Below are 17,711 nucleotides of genomic sequence, written 5' to 3'. Positions count from 1 at the left end.
GCGGCCTTCGCCTTCGACGACATCGGCGTCGAGTCGATCATGGTCAACTGCAACCCCGAGACCGTCTCGACCGACTACGACACCTCCGACCGCCTGTATTTCGAGCCGCTGACGGCCGAGGACGTGCTGGAGCTGATCGAGGTCGAGCGCTCCAACGGCGACCTGATCGGCTGCGTCGTCCAGTTCGGCGGCCAGACCCCGCTGAAGCTGGCCCACGCCCTGCAAGAGGACAATATCCCCGTCCTGGGCACCAGCGTCTACTCCATCGACCTGGCCGAGGACCGCGAGCGCTTCCAGCAGATGCTGGAGGCCATCGGCCTGAAACAACCGCCCAACGGCCTGGCCCGCAGCGCCGAGGAGGCCGCGCAAAAGGCCGAAGAGGTCGGCTATCCCGTCGAGCTGCGCCCCTCCTACGTCCTGGGCGGCCGCGGCATGATGATCGTCCACGACCGCGAGCAGCTGGACCGCTACGTCCACGAGGCCATGCGCGTCTCGGGCTCCGACCCCGTCCTGATCGACCACTATCTGAACCGCGCCACCGAGGTGGACGTGGACGCCCTGTGCGACGACGAGACGGTCTTCGTCGCCGGGGTGCTGGAGCATATCGAGGAAGCCGGCGTCCACTCGGGCGACAGCGCCTGCTCCATGCCGCCCTGGTCCCTGTCGGCCGAGACGGTGGCCGAGCTGAAGCGCCAGACCACCGAAATGGCCAAGGCCCTGAAGGTGCGCGGTCTGATGAACGTGCAGTTCGCCATCGAAGAACCGCACAGCGAGAACCCGCGCATCTTCGTGCTGGAGGTCAACCCGCGCGCGTCCCGCACGGCGCCCTTCGTGGCCAAGACCATCGGCCAGCCGATCGCCGCCATCGCCGCCAAGGTCATGGCCGGGGTGCCGCTGAAATCCTTCGGCCTGACCGACAAGCCCTACGACCATATCGCGGTCAAGGAAGCCGTCTTCCCCTTCGCCCGCTTCGCCGGGGTGGACACCATCCTGGGCCCGGAAATGCGCTCGACCGGCGAGGTCATGGGCCTGGACTGGAAGCGTGAGGGCGAGGCCGACATGGCCCCCGCCTTCGCCCGCGCCTTCGCCAAGTCCCAGATCGGCGGCGGCACCACCCTGCCGACCTCGGGCTGCGCCTTCGTCTCGGTCAAGGAGGACGACAAGCCCTTCATCGTCGAGGCGGTCCAGACCCTGCTGTCCGAAGGCTTCTCCATCATCGCCACCAGCGGCACCCGCGACTATCTGGCGACCCAGGGCATCGAGGTCGGCCTGGTCAAGAAGGTTCTGGAAGGCCGCCCCCACATCGTGGACGCCATGAAGAACGGCGAGGTCCACCTGGTCTTCAACACCACCTCGGGCAAGCAGTCGCTGCAGGACAGCTTCAGCCTGCGTCGCACCGCCCTGATGATGAAGATCCCCTACTACACCACCACCGCCGGCGCCCTGGCCGCCGCCCAGGCCATCGGCGCCATCAAGGCCGGCGACCTGGATGTCCGACCGATCCAGGATTACGGCTGAATTCTAGCGAGGGGGATTGAACCATGTTGAAAGCGATTTTAGCGGCGGCGGCCTTGGCGACGGCGGCCTCGCCCGCCATTGCTTGGAACGATGATGTTCGGCCGATGTCCAACGAGGCGGTGGCCGAGTCTCGGCCGATGGTCGATGGGTTTTTCCAAACCTTGAAGGCGGGCGACTCCGCCAAGGCCTACGCCGACCTGTTCGACGGCACACTGATGGCGACCAAGACGATGGAGATTCAAAATCTCGTCGCCCAGACCAATTTCATTTTTCAGACCTACGGCTCGATAACGCACTGGAGCCTGGTGAAGTCCGATTGCATCAGCCCGAATTTATGCCAGACGACCTACCAGGTGGACACTAACAACGGCCCGGTCATCATGCTGCTGACCCTGTATCGCCGACCTTCTGGATGGATGCCCACGACGATCTACATCACCGACGTCACGCAAGCTCTATTCAACTAACTTCGTCATCCCCTCCGCACGATCCGCGTCGCGGCCAGATCGGCGGTGACATCGCCGCCCCCCAACCGCTAAGGTCGCCCCAGGGAACAGGGGATCGACACATGAAACGCGCGATGCTGACGACGGCGGCGATGGTCTTGGCTCTGGCAGCCGGGACGCCCGCCCTGGCGCAGGACGTCGGTCTGAAGGCGGCGGTGAAGGCGGATTATGACGCCAATCTCGCGACCCTGTTCGACTGGTTCCACCGCAATCCCGAACTGTCGGGGCAAGAGGTCCAGACCTCGGCCCGGCTGGCGCGCGAGCTGACGGCGCTCGGCTATCAGGTCACGACCGGCGTCGGCGGCACGGGCGTGGTCGCCGTGTTGAAGAACGGCGCCGGCCCCACCGTCATGATCCGCGCCGACATGGACGGCCTGCCGTTGCAGGAACGCTCGGGCCTGGCCAACGCCTCGACGGCGCGCCAGCTGGACGCCGACGGGGTCGAAAAGCCGGTCATGCACGCCTGCGGCCATGACGTGCACATCACCGCCCTGGTCGGCACAGCCCGCCAGATGGCGGCGCGCAAGGCCAACTGGTCCGGGACCCTGGTCCTGATCGGCCAACCGGCGGAGGAGCGGATCTTCGGCGCCCGCGCCATGATGCAGGATGGCCTCTATTCCCGCTTCCCCAAGCCGGACTACGCCCTGGCCTTCCATGTTTCGGCCGACACCCCGACCGGCAAGATCGAGGCCCCGCTCGACATCACCTCGTCCAGTTCGGACAGCGTCGACATCGCGGTGCGCGGCGTGGGCACACACGGCGCCTATCCGCACATGGGGGTCGATCCGGTGCTGGTCGCGTCCCAGATCGTGGTCTCGCTCCAGACCCTGCGTAGCCGCGAGGTCAATCCGCTGGAGGGGGCGGTGGTCACCGTCGGTTCGATCCACGGCGGCATCAAGCACAACATCATTCCTGAACAGGTCGATCTGCAACTGACCGTCCGCGCCGACAGCCCCGAGGTTCGCACGACCCTGCTGGACGGGATCGACCGGGTGGCCCGCAACACGGCCCTGACCCTGAACGTGCCCGAGGACCGGCTGCCCGTCGTCACCCGTTCGGCGACCGAGACCACGCCGGCGACCATCAATGATCGCGAGACCGCCCAGCGGGTGCGCGACATCTTCGCAGCGACCTTCGGACCCGACGTGCTGCGCGACACGCCGCGCGGCGGCATGGGGGCCGAGGACTTCGCCTATTTCGTCCAGCCCGAGACCGGGGTGAAGGGCGTCTATTTCAGCGTCGGCGGCACGCCGGAAGCCGAGCTTGAGAACGCCGCCGGCCACCATTCACCCCTGTTCAAGATCACCCCCGAACCGGCTGTGACCCTGGGCGTCGAGGCCTCGGTCGCGGCGGCGGAAGGCCTGATGCCCCGCACGAACTAGAGGCGAACTAGGCGGCCTCGGCCGCCTCTTCTTCTCCGTCCTCGCCCGCCACGATCCGCGTCGCCGCCAGATCGCCGGTCACATTGCCGACGGTGCGGAAGATGTCGGGGATGACCTCGACCGCCAGCAGCAGGGGCAGGACCCCCAGCGGCAGGCCCATGGCCAGACAGATGGGGCCGACGGCGGCGAAGAAGCTGACCTGGCCCGGCAGGCCGACCGAGGCGATGGACACGGCGATGGCCGTCAGTCCGCCCGCGATCAGGGCGGCCAGGCTCAGCTCCACCCCGTTCAGCTGGGCGACATACAGACAGACCGCCAGATTGGCGACCGGGCTGGTGATCCGGAACACCGCCACCGCCAGCGGCAGGACCAGACCCGCCGTGGTCTGGGGCACGCCCAGCCAGTCGCGCGCCCGCTCGATCATCACCGGCAGGCTGGCCAGCGACGACTGGGTCGAGACCGCCACCACCTGGGCCGGGGCCACGGCGCGCGCGAACCGCCCCAGCGAGATCCGCCCCCAGACCACAGCCACTAGATAGATGATCAGGATCAGGCCGATCTGGCTCAGACAGACGATGGCGACATAATGGGCCAGGGTGCCCGCCACCCCCAGACCGGCCCGCAGCCCCACGCCCAGCGCCAGGGCGAAGACCCCGAACGGCGCGGCCAGCAGCACCCAGTGGACGATCACCACCAGGGTCTCGGCCACCGCCTCGAAGAAGCCGGCTAGGGGCCGGCGCAGCTCAGCCTTGATCCGGGTCGCGGCGAAGCCGAAGGCCAGGGCGAAGACCACCACGGCCAGCACCCCGTCGTCGGCCGCCGCCTTGATCAGATTGGCCGGCGCCAGACTGGCCAGGAAGGCCCGCAGCCCGTCGGTCCGCGCCGCCTCGCCCACGGTCGCCAGCGAGTCCGCCGGAACCCCGGCCAGCAGGGCCCGCCCCGCCTCCGGATCGATCGGCCACAGGGCCAGCAGCCCCAGACCCGCCAGGATCGCATAGACCGTCGCCCCGACCAGCAGCACGCCGAACACCATCAACGCCCGCACGGCGATCCGCCCTGTGGAGGCGGCGTCGGCGATGGAGACGATGCCCGTCACCAGCAGGCTGAACACCAGGGGAATGACCGTCATCCGCAGGGCGTTCAGCCACACCTGGCCCAGGCTCTCGACCACGCCCAATGTTCCGGTCAGCCAGGGGGCGTCGGTCTCCTGGGCCAGGGCGCCGACCACGACGCCGGCGACCAGGGCCGCAATGACGAAAAAGCTCAGGGAGGTGAAGAAGGCGGCGACGCGAGATCTGTTCATGACGCACGGCTAGCATCGCTTTCGTCGTCGCGCGCGCCAAACCTTCTGTGACCGGCCTTCAGTTCATGTCGTCGCAGGTCGAAACGCACCGCCCGCCGACGCGTTGAGCCGACGAAGGACAGACCCATGTCCCGTCTGCACAAACTCGTCCCACTGCTCGGCGGCCTGCTGCTGTCCAGGGGCGGCCGCCGCGTCGCCGGCCGGCACGCCGGCAAGCTGGCCCTCGCCACCCTGGCCTATGAGGTCTGGCGAAATCGCCGCGAAGGCGCAGCCCCCAAGGCGCGCCCGCAACCCCGCACCCGCTGGAGCGGCCGCACCCCGCGATAGGTCTGGACTTCCCCGACGGCGGCGGGGAATAGTCGTCGCCGTTCGAACGGAGTTCCCCCATGATCAAAGTCCACCACCTGAACGACAGCCGCTCTCAGCGCGTGCTGTGGCTGCTGGAAGAACTGGGGCTGGACTATGAGGTGATCCGTTACGAACGCGACGCGTCCAGCCGCCTGGCGCCGCCCGAATTGCTGGCCATTCACCCGCTGGGCAAGTCCCCCGTGATCGAGGACGGCGGGGTCAAGGTCGCCGAAACCGGCGCCGTGGTCGAATATCTGCTGGAGACCTATGGCGCGGGCCGTCTGCGCCCGGCCGCCGGGACCGAGGACGGCCGACGTTTCACCTATTGGCTCCATTACGCCGAGGGGTCGGCCATGCCGCCCCTGCTGCTGAAACTGGTCTTCGGCATGTTGCCCCGTCGGGCGCCCGCTCTGCTGAAGCCTCTGGTCAACAGCATCGCGACCAAGGCCCTGACCAGTTTCGTCGATCCCCAGCTTCGCACCCATGTGGGCTTCTGGGAGGACGAACTGGGTCGGTCCGAATGGTTCGCCGGCGACCAGTTCACCGCCGCCGACATCATGATGAGTTTCCCCGTCGAGGCCGGCGCCGACCGGGCCTTCGACGCCGCGACCAAGCCCCGGCTGAAGGCCTTCCTCGACAAGATCCACGCCCGTCCGGCCTACCGCCGCGCGCTGGAACGGGGCGGGGCCTACAGCTACGCCTGAGGCGAACAGGGGCGTCGGACGCAACCTCACGCCGTCCCGGACGTTAAGGGTTCATGCAGTTTCGAACCATCCAGATCGTAGCGGGCCTGACGGCGGCGGTAGCCTTCGTCCTGGCCTTCATGGCCGCCGGCGCCGCCCTTGTGTCCGGCCTCTTCATGCTGGCCGGTCTCGCCGCCGTCGCCTGGCTGGCCTACAGCCTGATCAAGGGCGTCCTGCGCCGCGACAACAAGTCCGAACCGCCCGCCCGCGCCTGACGCCTCCATCGATAACGGGGCTCGCTCTTGAATTCCTGAACGAGAAACCCTAATATTGATGCCCGGCCGCGCCCGCCCCGCGGCCTTTTGTGTGCCTACTCCGCGTCTTTCCAGTCTCCGGGCGAACCAGAAAAATCACGACACCAATGGAAAAAGTGCCGATGACGGCCGAGGGCTATCGCGCCCTCGACGATCAACTGAAGCAATTGAAATCGGTCGAAAGGCCGAGCGTCATTGCGGCCATCTCTGAGGCCCGCGAGCATGGCGACCTGTCCGAAAACGCTGAATACCATGCCGCTAAGGAGCGTCAGGGTTGGATCGAAGGCCAGATCGCCGAGATCGAGGACAAGATCAGCCGCGCCCAGGTCATCGACGTGTCGAAACTGTCGGGCAGCCAGGTCAAGTTCGGCGCCACGGTCACCGTGGTCGACGAGGACACCGAGGATGAGGCCCGTTATCAGATCGTCGGCGAACACGAAGCCGACGTGAAGAAGGGCAAGGTCTCGATCGCCTCGCCCATCGCCCGCGCCATGATTTCCAAGGAAGTCGGCGACGTGGTCGAGGTCAACACCCCCGGCGGCGTCAAGGCCTACGAGATCCTCAAGGTCGAGTGGAAGTAAGATCGTGACCGACGCCGCAGAAACACGCCCGCCTCTGGTGTCGCATGTTTCTGTGGGCGTCTCCGACCTTGAGAAGGCGGGCGCCTTCTATGACGCCGCGCTCGGCGCACTGGGGATCAGCAGGGTCATGGAGCATGTCATGGGCGTGGCCTATGGCCGCGCTTTTCCCGAGTTCTGGGCCTCCATCCCCCATGATCGCCAGCCATGCTCGGCCGGCAATGGCGTGCATGTCTGTTTCGCCGCATCCGATCGGGGCGCCGTTGATCGTTTCCACGCCCAGGGTCTGGCGGCGGGCGGCCGCGATGACGGCGCCCCCGGCTTCCGGCCCGACTATGCGCCAGGCTACTATGCCGCCTTCCTGCGCGACCCTGACGGAAACAAGCTCGAGGCCATGACATGGGTCAGGCCGGCGTCGATCGACGCGTGACCGCCCCCTCGTCTTCCCACGTCCTGACCATCTGGGTCGTCTCGGACGGCCGCGCAGGCATCGAGAACCAGGCCCTGGGCCTGGCCGAGGCGGTTGAACGCCTGACCCCGGCCGAGATTGCCGTCAAACACATCCGCTGGCGTCCCCTGTTCGACCGCCTGCCATCGGCCTTCAAGACCCCGGCCATGCTGGCGCCGACGTCCGACCCGCTGACCGCGCCCTGGCCCGATCTGTGGATCGCCACCGGCCGCGCCACCCTGCCGCTCTCGACCCGCGTCAAGGCCTGGAGCCAGAACCGCACCTTCGTGGTCCAGACCCAGGACCCGCGCTGGGCGACGGAACGTTACGACATGGTCGTCGCCCCCGCCCACGACGGCCTGTCGGGCGACAATGTCTTCGAGATCACCGGCTCGCCCCACCGCATCACGCCCGACCGGATCGCCCAGGCCGCCCCGGCCTTCGCCGACCGGATCGCCCCCCTGCCCCACCCCCGGGTCGCCGTGCTGATCGGCGGCAAGTCCAAGGCCTTCGACCTGACCGAAGCCCATGCGGCGGACCTGGCCGACCAGATCGCGGACGCCGTCCGCGCGTCCGGGGGATCGCTGATGCTGACCTTCTCACGCCGCACGCCAGAGGCCGCCAAGGCCGTGATGACGGCGCGGCTGTCGGACCTGCCCGGCTGGATCTGGGATGGCGCTGGCGAAAACCCGATGTTCGGCTTCCTGCATTTCGCCGACCACATCCTGGTCACCGAGGACAGCGCCAACATGGCCGCCGAGGCCGCCTCGACCGGCCGTCCCGTCCATATCCTGCCCATGATCGCGCTGAAGTCCGGCGACAAGTTCGCCCGGCTGCATGACGATCTGGCCGAAAGCGGCGCCACCCGCCCCTTCAACGGCGCCCTGGACGGCTGGACCTACGAACCCCTGGCCGAAACCGAGCGCGCGGCGCGAGCGGTGCTTGAGGCGATGCGGACGCGATAACGTCTCTACACTCCGCTCATCCCGGCGAAAGCCGGGACCCAGGGCTTTGGGCGTTTAGATATAGCGAGGGCCCGCCGCTGTTGTTCCAGCGCACTGCCGAGCGAAAGAACTGGGTCCCGGCTTTCGCCGGGATGAGCGGAACAGGGCTCGTCAGTCGCCGCCCCCGCCCCCGCCTCCGCCGTCTCCACCGCCATCCCCGCCTCCGTCGGAACCCCCGTCAGGGTCGTGACGATGCGTATCTCCTGCTGGGATCACCGCCCCGCCGCCGTCCGAACCGTCGCCCTTCTTGGGTTTGGCTTTCGCGCTGGAGGCAGCGCCCAGTCCAGCGCCGATGGCGACACCCAGAGCGATGCCGAGGGCCAGATTGTCCATGGCCACGCCCAAAGCCACCCCGATCGCTATCCCCACGCCTATGCCGATCGACAAATTGGCCGCCTTATTGTCGCTCATCCCCATCTCCCCTTCTCGTCAGGCGAGACTAACATCGCGCAAACGGGAATCAGCCCCTAAATAGTGGCCATGACCCAAGCTCGTACCGTCCGCGTCGCCATCATCGGTTCCGGCCCCGCCGGCTGGACCGCCGCCATCTACGCCGCCCGCGCCTCGCTGAACCCCGTCGTCATCGCCGGCATCCAGCCCGGCGGTCAGCTGACCATCACCACCGATGTCGAGAACTATCCCGGCTTCGCCGACACCATCCAGGGGCCCTGGCTGATGGAACAGATGCAGGCCCAGGCCCTGCACGTGGGAACCGAGGTCATTCACGACATCGTCGTCTCCGCCGACCTGTCGCAGCGCCCGTTCCGGCTGAAGCTGGACGGCGGCGACGAAATCCTGGCCGAGACCATCATCATCTCCACCGGCGCCCAGGCCAAATGGCTGGGCCTGGAGTCGGAGGCCGCCTATCAGGGCTTCGGCGTCTCCGCCTGCGCCACCTGCGATGGCTTCTTCTATCGCGGCAAGACTGTCGTGGTCGTCGGCGGCGGCAACACCGCCGTGGAAGAGGCGCTGTTCCTGACCAATTTCGCCGCCAAGGTCACGGTCGTCCACCGCCGCGACGAGTTCCGCGCCGAGAAGATCCTGCAGGACCGCCTGTTCGCCCATCCCAAGGTCGAGGTGATCTGGAACTCGGCGATCGAGGAAATCGTCGGCGTCGTCGACGGCATGGCCAAGAACGTCACCGGCGTCCGGCTCAAGAACGTCCAGGACGGATCGACTCAGGAGATCCCGGCGGACGGCGTCTTCATCGCCATCGGCCACGCCCCGTCGTCGGAACTGTTCAAGGGCCAGCTGGAGACCAACTCGGGCGGCTATCTGCGGGTCAAGCCGGGCACGGCCGCCACCGCCATCGAAGGCGTCTGGGCCGCGGGCGACGTCACCGATGACGTCTATCGCCAGGCCGTCACCGCTGCGGGCATGGGCTGTATGGCCGCGCTGGAGGTCAGCCGCTTCCTGGCCGAAGAGGACCACGCCAAGGCCCACAACCCGATCAGCCACAAGGAAGCGGAAAAGATCGGGGTCTGGTGAAGGTCTTACGCCCGGCCGTCTGAAGCTCAGGGCCGGAAAGACGTCAGGCGAACAGTTGCAGGCCGGGCGGCGCATATTGCACCGGCTCGCCGTGTCTGCAGCGAAGGGCGTAATCGACCGCCGTCTGCACGCATCGCTCGTCGGTCGGCTTGGACAGGACTCCGATGGCGCCGGCCACGCCGCCGCGCACCATGCCAGGATTGGCCGTCATGAACAGGACGGTCACCCCCATGTCCTGACCCAGTTCTCGCCCCAGGCCGATGCCGGTAGGGCCGTCGGACAGGTGAATATCGACCAGGGCCAGATCCACATCGATCTCTCGCGCCATGTCGCGCGCGACCTTCGCCGTCGCGGCCACCCCGACGACCTCATGACCCAGATCCTCCAGGACGAAGCGCAGTTCCATCGCGACCAGGGCTTCGTCTTCGATGATGAGGATACGCGCGGTCATGGGTACTGAACTTGTGTGCGGGAACGGACAGAACGCAGACCGAAGGGATCGGTTTCAGGTCGAAGCGATCTAATGCGCCTTTTCGGCCGCCCGGCGACGGGAAAGCGCCGTGGATGGCAAATCCACCACAATTCGAAGGCCTTCGGGACGCCATTCCCGAACCAGCCGCCCGCCCAGCTGACCTTCGACGGACAGGGCGGCCAGAGACGATCCGAAGCCCGTTCTCGTCGGCGGCTCGGTCACCGGAGGGCCGCCGGTCTCGGTCCAGGTCAGGATGAACCGGTCCTCTTCCCGCCGCGTCGCCAGATCGACCCGTCCGCCGACCCGGGACAGGCCTCCGTATTTGGCGGCGTTGGTCGCCAGCTCATGAAACAGCAGGGCCACCGAGGTCGCCGCCTGATCGTCGAAGACCGCGTCCTCGCCGGCGATATTGACCCGGGCCACGCCCGCGTCATCGGCATAGGCCTGGAACAGGTCCGAGAGGAAGGCGTGCAGCGTATTGGCGCCGACTGTCGGCTGCGACGTCTCGGTGTGCGGCCGCACGAACTCGTGGGCGCGCGCCAAGGCCGCGATCCGCGTCCGCAAGGACGCGGCGAACGCCCGCGCCTCCGGATACTGCCGCGCCGACAGGGCCACCAGGGCCGTGATGACGGCGAAGATGTTCTTGATCCGGTGGCTCAGCTCCTGGCTGATCAGTTCGCGGCCCTGCTCCAACCGCTTCAGTTCATCGATGTCGGTGCAGGTGCCGAACCAGCGGGTGATCTCGCCGTCCGGGTTCCGCACAGCCACCGCCCGTCCCAGGGTCCAGCGATAGACGCCGGAATGGTGTTTCAGTCGGTATTCGATCTCATAAGGCTCGCCGGACGCCAGGCAACGCCGCCAGCGGTCCATGGCTTTCGGCTGGTCCTCGGGGTGGAACATGTCGTTCCAGCCCTCGCCGTCGGTCGATCCGGCGGGCACGCCGGTGAACTCGTACCAGCGCGCATTGTAATAGTCGTGGAAACCGTCCGGCCGGGTCGACCACACCATCTGGGGCATGGCGTCGGCCAAAACCCGAAACTGGGCCTCGCTGGCGCTGAGCCGAGCGGCGACGGCTTCCAGCTCGGCGTCCGCCTGTTTCCGGTCGGTGATGTCGACGACGACGCCCGGAAAACGCATGGGCGCGCCGTCCTGATCGAAATAGACCTGGCCGCGGGCCACGATCCAGCGCACCTGGTCCTGGGCGTTACGGACCCGGTACTCGCTGTGGAAACGGCCCTCCCCGGACATGGCGGCCTGAATCTCGGCGTGGACCCGCGCCTCGTCCTGGGGATCCACGGATCGAGTGAAGTCGGCGATCGGCGCGCCCGTGCGGGCCACGGCGGGATCGACGCCGTACATGGCCGCAAACCGTTCGTCGGCGACCACCCGGTCCGCCACGATGTCCCAATCCCATGCGCCGACATAGTTCGACGCCTGCAACGCCCGACGGGTGGTGTCCTCGCTTTCCTCGCGCTGGCGCAGGACGCGGCGGAGCTCCAGCTGGGACATGACTTGGTCGGCCAGGGTCTGCAGCGCCATCTCCTGCAGATCGGTCAACCCCTGGGGACGGGCCTTGGTGTCGAGCACGCACAGGGTGCCCAGCGGCAGGCCGTCCTGCGTCTTCAGCAGTCGCCCGGCGTAGAAGCGCAAATGGGGTTCGCCCGTCACCAGGGGATTGGCGGCGAAGCGCGGATCCAGGGACGCGTCGCACACCACCATCCCATCCGCCTGCAACAGCGCATGGGCGCAGAAGGAGGTGGCCAGGGGCGTCTCGCGCACGCCCAGCCCCGTCTCGGCCTTGAACCACTGGCGGTCGGCGTCGATCAGATTGACCACGGCGATGGGCGCCTCGCAGATGCGCGCGATCAGAGCGACGATGTCGTCGAAGGCGGCCTCTCGGTCGGTATCCAGAACCCCGTAGTCTCTAAGGGTCGCCAGACGCTTGGACTCGTCCCACCGCGGACTGTCTTTATCGGCGTGGGTCAAGCAGGCGTCCTCGCTGGGCCGGGTGTTCCGGTCAATATATCAACGCCCTAATCCCGCGAAGCGTTGCAATGCGCAGGTCGGCTAATTTCAGGATGCCGGTCGGCCGACTTCTTCGACAGGCATGTCCGCAACGCCTTCCGGCGCGACCGTAACGACCGCAGCCGGCTGTTCCAGCGCGCGCAGCCGGGCGTTTATGGCGACGACTTCCTCCTGGGTCGGCAGACGACGGCCGCCCAGGCTGACGACGCCGACGACACGCTGCTGGCCGTCGATTTCGACCGTCTTGATCGGCGCCTCCCCGTCGGGCCCAGCCACACTGTCGGGATCGGCGCCGCCGGTCGCCTGACCGGGCTGAACGCCCGGCCGCGGCCGCGAGAACCGCGCCTCGTCGATCAACGGCTCATGACCCTTGTAGACGGTGCGGAAGGCGGCGGTTTCGCCGTAGAGACCCTTCCAGCGATAGAAGACGTGCAGGCCGATCTTGTTGACCCGGGCCACCGACGGCGCCCACCAGGGGTTCACATAGTCGGCATGATAATGGGTGGCCGTCCCGACCTGCTGGGCGACCGCGCCGTTCAGCGCCCTCTCCGCCACCTTGCGCGCCCGCTCCCAGGCCCAGGCGACCGGCGTCTGGGACAGGGAGCCGTCGCAGGTGAAACTGAACTGGCAACCCGTGGTCCGCTCGGCGCCTTCGAACACCACGCCGCATACGGTGTTGGCGTAGTTGGGATCGCGCACCCGGTTCAACACCACCTGAGCCACGCCGGCCTGACCGGCGTCCGGCTCCAGCGCCGCTTCGAAATAGACGGCCTGGGTCAGGCACCGCAGGGCGCGACGCCGATCTTCGGCGCTGCCCTTGAAGACAAAGGACTGGGCGGGACGCAGGGCGGCGGTCGCCAGGATCGCCCCGTCTGTGGAATAGGCCGCCGGCTGCAGAAGACTGGGATCATGACGCTGGGCCACGGCCAGCTGCGACGGCGTCAGACGCCCTTTCACGGCGTCCAGCCCCTGAGCGCTCATATCGCCGCCGGTGATCCGGGCCACGGCCTCTGCCGTGCGGTCGGCGTCGGGACGCACGCTGGACCCGGCCGCCATGGCGACGCCCAGCACGGCGCCGGCCGCGGGCAGAGCCGCCGCCGAGCGCCTCAGCGCCGTCCAGATCGTCTTCCAGTGGACCAGTGTCATTCAAATCCAGAAACGAGACGACGCTCCGTGAGCCGGAGCGTCGTCGTCATCAGCCCTATGCGCGGACTTCGGGGCGGTTTTCGGGCGCCCGCAGACCGATGTTATCGGCCGCCGAGCGTGGAGCGCAACATCCAGGCGAACTTCTCGTGCGAGCCCAGGCGCTGGGTCAGCAGATCGACGGTCACGTCGTCCCCGTCGCCGTCAGCCACGTCCAGGGCCGCCCGCATGGTGGCGATCAGGGTCTCGTGGTCGCGCATCAGTTCGCGCAACATTTCGGGCGCGTCCTTCTGGGGATCCCCGTCACGGATGCTGGTCAGGTTGGCGAAGGTGCCATAGCCCTGGGGCGCGAACTCGCCCAAGGCCCGAATACGTTCGGCGATGTCGTCCAGCGCCTCCCACTGATCGCGATACTGTTGCTCCAACAGATTGTGCAGGGCGAAGAATTCCGGCCCCCGCACGTTCCAGTGATAGCCGTGGGTCTTCAGATAGACGGCGTAGGCGTCCGCCAGGACGCGCGTCAGCTGTTCGGCGACGTCGCCCCGTTCGGTCTGGGACAGGCCGGTGTCGATCGTGTCAGTCATGTTGCGCTCCATGGGTGGATTAACTTTACGCCGGAGTAGGTCCGGTCGAATATGGCTGTCAGGAACGCGAAGCGCGAGCGAGCGTTGCATGAACAAGCGTCACTTTAGAACGACGCGTCGGGAGCGGGCGAAGCATGGACCCAGGCTCGGTCTTCAGGCGACTTCGGGACGCCGACGGCGGTCTGCTGGCGCTCGCTCGGCTCAAGCCAGGTTCGATCTGGAGCCGTATTATCATCGGCGTGATCGGGGCCGGCGCCGCCCTGTTGCTGCGCGCGGCCGGGGCCGCCTTCTACGGTGAAATCACCGGCTTCATGATCCTTCTGCCGGGCGTCATCCTGGCGGCCCTGGCAGGGGGCCGGCTTTCGGGCGCCACGGCCCTGGCGGCAGGCCTGATCGGGGGCTGGGCCGTGGTGATCGTCAGCACCGGTTCTGAACAGCGCATGCCCCCCGGCCTCAGCGCCGTGGCCACCTTCAACTTCATCGTCGTCGGCCTTTTCTGCGCCTGGCTGGGCGCCTCTTTGCGGGCGACTCTGGCGCGGCTGGATGCAACCGTCTCTGCGCTGTCCCTGTCCAACGCCCGCATCGACGAGACCGAAGGGCGGTTGCAGATCGTCAGCGAACTGGCCCCCGTCATGCTCTGGATGACCGACGAGACTGGCCATGTCATCCATCTGAACAACGACCAGCGACTGTTCTGGGGCGGGCTGGACGATCTCGGTGATTTCGACGCCGACGCCTTCCTTCACCCCGACGACCGGGACCATGTGCTGACCGTCTGCGATCAGGCCAATCACGACCATGTCGCCTATGTCGTCGAGGGGCGGCATCGTCGCCACGACGGCGAATGGCGCGTCCTGCGCAGCGAGGCCAGGCCTCGTCTGAACGCCGACGGCCGCTTCATGGGCATGATCGGCGTCAACATCGACGTCACCGAAGCCCGCGCAGCCGAAGCCGCCCTGCGCGACAGCGAAATCCGCTTCCGTCTTCTGGCGGACACGGCCCCCTCGCCCATCTGGCTGACGGATGTCGAAGGGGCGGTCGAATTCGCCAATATCGCCCTGACCGACTTCTATGGCGGCACGGCCGCTCCCTTGAGCGGCCAGGGCTGGAAACAGACTATCCATCCCGACGATCAGCCGCAGGTCGAGGCCGCCCAGGCCGCCGCCCGGCCTGATCTTCGCCCCTATGGATTCGAGGCTCGGTTCCGGCGTCACGACGGGGAATGGCGCTGGATGCGCGTCGCCGTGGAGCCGCGCTTCGACAAGACCGGCGTCTTTCTTGGCTACGCCGGCATCTCCTTCGACACCACCGAGAACCGTGAGGCGCTGGAAACCGCCGCCCGCGCAGAACGGCAGCAGGCTTTCCTTCTGGCCCTCAGCGACCGGCTGCGCGACCTGTCCGACCCCTGTCTCATCATGAACGAGGTCGAGGCGTCGGTCAGGGCTCTGATCACGGCCGACCGTGTCGGTTATGGCGAGATCGATCCGGATTCCGGCCTTGTTTCCGTGACCGGCCAGTGGACCGCCGAAGACGTGGACGTCTGGAAAAAAATGAGCCTCGGGGCCTTTGGCGAAGGCCTGATCGCCGACCTCGCCCAAGGCCGCACTGTCAAAATCGACGACGTCTACGAGGATCCGCGCACCGCCGAGGCCGCGGACGCCTTCGACGCCATCGGGACTCGCGCCCTGATCCGTGCGCCCCTGATCCGCGCGGGTCGTCTGCGCGCCTTCCTGTTCGCCCACGCCTCTGGTCCCCGTCGGTGGACCGAGGCCGAGGCGCGCCTTCTGGAAGAGGTCGCCGCCCGTACCTGGACCGAAATCGAGCGCGCCCGCGCCGAGATCCAGACCCGCGAGAGCGAGCAGAGGTTCCGGGCCATCGCCGATACGGCGCCGGTGCTGATCTGGGTCACGGATCAGGATCGCCAGCGCTCCTTCGTCAACCAGGCCTATGTCGACTTCTTCGGCGCCGACTATGAATCGGCGCGGGCCGCCGACTGGCGCTCGGCGCTTCATCCCGATGACGTCGCCCGCATTGTCCAGGAATCGGCCGACGGCGAGGCGACCGGCCAGCCCTTTTCCATGGAGGCCCGCTATCGCCGCCATGACGGCGAATGGCGCTGGCTCAAGTCCTTTTCGCGCCCCCGCCTGACGGGACCAGGGGTGGTCGGTTTCGTCGGCGTCGCCTTCGACGTCACCGACATGCGCGAGGCCCAGGCGCGGCTGACCGAATCGGAAGTCCGCTTCCGCACCGTCGCCGACAGCGCCCCGGCCCTGATCTGGATGACGGACGCCACGCCGTTGATCGTCTTCGGCAACAAACGCTATCGCATCTTCTGCGGCATCCGCTCCAGCCGGCAGTTGGCCGACGCCTGGCGCCGGCTGATCCACCCCGACGACGAGACCGTGTTCGACGCCGCCTTCGCCCGCGCCTTCCAGGCCCGTGACCGGTTCGAGGCGCTGAGCCGGGTCAATCATCCCACCCTGGGCCTGCGGTGGATCCGCACCGAGGGCGTGCCGCGCTTCGACGCCTCGGGCGTGTTCCAGGGCTATGTCGGCGCCAGCCTGGACGTCACCGACGCCAAACGGGCCGAGGACGACCTGAAACGCATCAACGAACTGCTCGAGGACCGGGTGGCCGAAGCCTTGACGGAAAAGGCCGCCGCCGAAGCCCACCTGATGCATGCCCAGCGGATGGAGGCCGTGGGCCGCCTGACCGGGGGCGTGGCCCACGACTTCAACAATCTGCTGACCGTCGTCATCGGCGCCCTGGACATCATCCTGCGCTCGGACGATCCGGCCAAGAAGAAGAAGCTGGGCGAGGCCGCCCTGGCCGCCGCTCGGCGGGGCGAGAGCCTGACCCATCAGTTGCTGGCCTTCTCGCGTCGCCAGGCGCTGCGCCCTGAAGCCATCGATCTGAACGGATTGATCCGCGAGGGCGAGCCCCTGCTGCGTCGCGCCGTCGGCGAGGCGGTCGATTTCAAGGTCAAGCTGAAGCGCGGGGGCGTCCGCGTGAATGTGGATCCGGCCCAGTTCGAGGCCGCCCTGCTGAATCTGATCGTCAACGCCCGCGACGCCCTGGGCGACGTCACCGGCGGTCCGCTACGCGACGGCGGCTCAAGGGATTCAGCCTCGGACGCGCAGGTCCGCGAGGGGGCGAGGATCACCGTCCAGACCATGGCCTGTGCGGTCGAACCCGGTCAGGTCGCGGAACTGGCCCCCGGCGACTATGTCTGCGTGTCGGTCTCGGACAACGGATCCGGCATGTCGGCCGAGGTCATCGACCGCGTCTTCGAACCCTTCTTCACGACCAAGCCCGTCGGCAAGGGTACGGGACTGGGCCTCAGCCAGGTCTATGGCTTCGCACGCCAGTCGGGCGGCGGGGTCCATATCGCCTCGACGGTCGGGCGTGGATCCGAGATCCGCCTCTACCTGCCGCCCCTGGTCGCTCAGGAAACCGCCACGCCCGCCGCTGCGCCCGCCGCTGCGGAAGACCCGTTCGCCACGGGCCGCCGCATGCTTCTGGTCGAGGACGACGCCAGCGTGGCGGCCGTCGCTCTGGATCTCCTGGAGAGTTTCGGCCTTGAGGTCGTGCTGGCTGAAAACGGACCCGACGCCCTGAAGGCCTTACAGGCGGCGCGCTTCGACATCATGCTGACCGACATCGTCATGCCGGGCGGCATGAGCGGCGTCGACCTGGCCCGGCAGGCGGCGCGAGACTGGCCGGACATGCGCATCGCCCTGACCTCGGGCTATGTCGGCGACGACGTGGATCAGGTTCTGGCCGACACCCCCTGGCCCTTCCTGCGCAAACCCTATTCGACGGACCAGTTGCGCAGCATCATCGACGGCCGCGCCGCCCTTCCCGCCGAATAGGCCCGGCCGCCGGGCAAAGAAAAACGCGCCGCAGAAACCCGCG

Annotated in this window: 17 protein-coding genes; 11 read left to right on the top strand and 6 right to left on the bottom strand. The window is 67.6% G+C overall.

Translation table 11 applies throughout. The annotated features are described in order from the left end of the window. From carB to Q7J26_RS10760, 3 genes are all read left to right on the top strand, one after another. Positions 1-1,518: carbamoyl-phosphate synthase large subunit (gene carB, locus Q7J26_RS10770; RefSeq protein WP_304936445.1), on the top strand; the 1,518-nt coding region annotated here is incomplete at its 5' end. A 23-nt stretch (positions 1,519-1,541) separates the two neighbouring features. Then, the gene (locus Q7J26_RS10765) at positions 1,542-1,985 is read left to right on the top strand and encodes a hypothetical protein (RefSeq protein ID WP_304936444.1); all 444 of its coding nucleotides are present in this window, start codon (positions 1,542-1,544) and stop codon (positions 1,983-1,985) included. Positions 1,986-2,086: 101 nt separating this feature from the next. Then, positions 2,087-3,406 carry a M20 family metallopeptidase gene (locus Q7J26_RS10760; protein WP_304936443.1) on the top strand — a complete coding sequence of 440 codons (1,320 nt, stop codon included), beginning with the start codon at positions 2,087-2,089 and terminating at the stop codon, positions 3,404-3,406. A 7-nt stretch (positions 3,407-3,413) separates the two neighbouring features. Here Q7J26_RS10760 and Q7J26_RS10755 read toward each other — a convergent pair whose 3' ends face one another. After that, entirely contained in the window at positions 3,414-4,709 is a 1,296-nt protein-coding gene (locus tag Q7J26_RS10755; protein ID WP_304936442.1) for a dicarboxylate/amino acid:cation symporter, read from the bottom strand. Positions 4,710-4,835: 126 nt separating this feature from the next. Here Q7J26_RS10755 and Q7J26_RS10750 point away from each other — a divergent pair, with 126 nt between their 5' ends. From Q7J26_RS10750 to Q7J26_RS10725, 6 genes are all read left to right on the top strand, one after another. Beyond that, positions 4,836-5,036, top strand: coding sequence for a cysteine protease (locus Q7J26_RS10750; protein WP_287927746.1), 201 nt, complete (start codon positions 4,836-4,838; stop codon positions 5,034-5,036). 59 nt (positions 5,037-5,095) lie between these two features. Beyond that, positions 5,096-5,761: a glutathione S-transferase family protein gene (locus Q7J26_RS10745; protein ID WP_304936441.1), complete on the top strand. Its 666-nt coding sequence runs from the start codon at positions 5,096-5,098 to the stop codon at positions 5,759-5,761. Between the two features lie 53 nt (positions 5,762-5,814). Further along, positions 5,815-6,015, top strand: coding sequence for a hypothetical protein (locus Q7J26_RS10740; RefSeq protein ID WP_183198186.1), 201 nt, complete (start codon positions 5,815-5,817; stop codon positions 6,013-6,015). A gap of 146 nt (positions 6,016-6,161) precedes the next feature. Next, on the top strand, positions 6,162-6,635 hold the full coding sequence (greA, locus tag Q7J26_RS10735) for a transcription elongation factor GreA (protein ID WP_183198187.1): 474 nt from the start codon (positions 6,162-6,164) through the stop codon (positions 6,633-6,635). Positions 6,636-6,639: 4 nt separating this feature from the next. Further along, positions 6,640-7,062, top strand: a complete 423-nt coding sequence (locus tag Q7J26_RS10730; protein ID WP_304936440.1) for a VOC family protein — start codon at positions 6,640-6,642, stop codon at positions 7,060-7,062. After that, positions 7,059-8,045: a mitochondrial fission ELM1 family protein gene (locus tag Q7J26_RS10725; RefSeq protein WP_304936439.1), complete on the top strand. Its 987-nt coding sequence runs from the start codon at positions 7,059-7,061 to the stop codon at positions 8,043-8,045. Before Q7J26_RS10730 ends, Q7J26_RS10725 begins: the two co-directional genes overlap by 4 nt. Positions 8,046-8,195: 150 nt before the next feature. Here Q7J26_RS10725 and Q7J26_RS17130 read toward each other — a convergent pair whose 3' ends face one another. After that, positions 8,196-8,495, bottom strand: coding sequence for a hypothetical protein (locus Q7J26_RS17130; RefSeq protein WP_370651936.1), 300 nt, complete (start codon positions 8,493-8,495; stop codon positions 8,196-8,198). Between the two features lie 69 nt (positions 8,496-8,564). Here Q7J26_RS17130 and trxB point away from each other — a divergent pair, with 69 nt between their 5' ends. Further along, a complete protein-coding gene (gene trxB, locus Q7J26_RS10715; RefSeq protein WP_304936438.1) occupies positions 8,565-9,572 on the top strand; it encodes a thioredoxin-disulfide reductase in 1,008 nt (335 codons plus the stop codon). Positions 9,573-9,615: 43 nt separating this feature from the next. Here trxB and Q7J26_RS10710 read toward each other — a convergent pair whose 3' ends face one another. From Q7J26_RS10710 to Q7J26_RS10695, 4 genes are all read right to left on the bottom strand, one after another. Continuing rightward, positions 9,616-10,023 carry a response regulator gene (locus Q7J26_RS10710; protein WP_304936437.1) on the bottom strand — a complete coding sequence of 136 codons (408 nt, stop codon included), beginning with the start codon at positions 10,021-10,023 and terminating at the stop codon, positions 9,616-9,618. 69 nt (positions 10,024-10,092) lie between these two features. Beyond that, positions 10,093-12,030 (bottom strand): PAS domain-containing protein, encoded by a 1,938-nt coding sequence (locus Q7J26_RS10705; protein WP_304936436.1) that lies wholly within the window; start codon positions 12,028-12,030, stop codon positions 10,093-10,095. Between the two features lie 87 nt (positions 12,031-12,117). Further along, positions 12,118-13,215 (bottom strand): cell wall hydrolase, encoded by a 1,098-nt coding sequence (locus Q7J26_RS10700; RefSeq protein WP_304936435.1) that lies wholly within the window; start codon positions 13,213-13,215, stop codon positions 12,118-12,120. Positions 13,216-13,316: 101 nt separating this feature from the next. Further along, entirely contained in the window at positions 13,317-13,796 is a 480-nt protein-coding gene (locus tag Q7J26_RS10695) for a Dps family protein (RefSeq protein WP_304936434.1), read from the bottom strand. Positions 13,797-13,930: 134 nt separating this feature from the next. Between Q7J26_RS10695 and Q7J26_RS10690 the strand changes: the two genes are divergently transcribed. Next, a complete protein-coding gene (locus Q7J26_RS10690) occupies positions 13,931-17,668 on the top strand; it encodes a PAS domain S-box protein (protein ID WP_304936433.1) in 3,738 nt (1,245 codons plus the stop codon). Positions 17,669-17,711: the final 43 nt, after the last annotated feature.

The sequence above is a fragment of the Brevundimonas sp. genome, assembly GCF_030656255.1.
GTDB lineage: Bacteria > Pseudomonadota > Alphaproteobacteria > Caulobacterales > Caulobacteraceae > Brevundimonas.
The sequence above is the reverse complement of the archived record's forward strand: the minus strand, read 5'-3'. Positions and strand labels throughout refer to the sequence as shown.

What these genes read in the sequence shown, in the direction of transcription:
- Q7J26_RS10765 (WP_304936444.1), top strand. Translation starts at nt 1,542, where the DNA reads ATGTTGAAAGCGATTTTAGCGGCGGCGGCCTTGGCGACGGCGGCCTCG.
- Q7J26_RS10760 (WP_304936443.1), top strand. Translation starts at nt 2,087, where the DNA reads ATGAAACGCGCGATGCTGACGACGGCGGCGATGGTCTTGGCTCTGGCA.
- Q7J26_RS10755 (WP_304936442.1), bottom strand. Translation starts at nt 4,709, where the DNA reads ATGAACAGATCTCGCGTCGCCGCCTTCTTCACCTCCCTGAGCTTTTTC.
- Q7J26_RS10750 (WP_287927746.1), top strand. Translation starts at nt 4,836, where the DNA reads ATGTCCCGTCTGCACAAACTCGTCCCACTGCTCGGCGGCCTGCTGCTG.
- Q7J26_RS10745 (WP_304936441.1), top strand. Translation starts at nt 5,096, where the DNA reads ATGATCAAAGTCCACCACCTGAACGACAGCCGCTCTCAGCGCGTGCTG.
- Q7J26_RS10740 (WP_183198186.1), top strand. Translation starts at nt 5,815, where the DNA reads ATGCAGTTTCGAACCATCCAGATCGTAGCGGGCCTGACGGCGGCGGTA.
- greA (WP_183198187.1), top strand. Translation starts at nt 6,162, where the DNA reads ATGGAAAAAGTGCCGATGACGGCCGAGGGCTATCGCGCCCTCGACGAT.
- Q7J26_RS17130 (WP_370651936.1), bottom strand. Translation starts at nt 8,495, where the DNA reads ATGAGCGACAATAAGGCGGCCAATTTGTCGATCGGCATAGGCGTGGGG.
- trxB (WP_304936438.1), top strand. Translation starts at nt 8,565, where the DNA reads ATGACCCAAGCTCGTACCGTCCGCGTCGCCATCATCGGTTCCGGCCCC.
- Q7J26_RS10710 (WP_304936437.1), bottom strand. Translation starts at nt 10,023, where the DNA reads ATGACCGCGCGTATCCTCATCATCGAAGACGAAGCCCTGGTCGCGATG.
- Q7J26_RS10700 (WP_304936435.1), bottom strand. Translation starts at nt 13,215, where the DNA reads ATGACACTGGTCCACTGGAAGACGATCTGGACGGCGCTGAGGCGCTCG.
- Q7J26_RS10695 (WP_304936434.1), bottom strand. Translation starts at nt 13,796, where the DNA reads ATGACTGACACGATCGACACCGGCCTGTCCCAGACCGAACGGGGCGAC.
- Q7J26_RS10690 (WP_304936433.1), top strand. Translation starts at nt 13,931, where the DNA reads ATGGACCCAGGCTCGGTCTTCAGGCGACTTCGGGACGCCGACGGCGGT.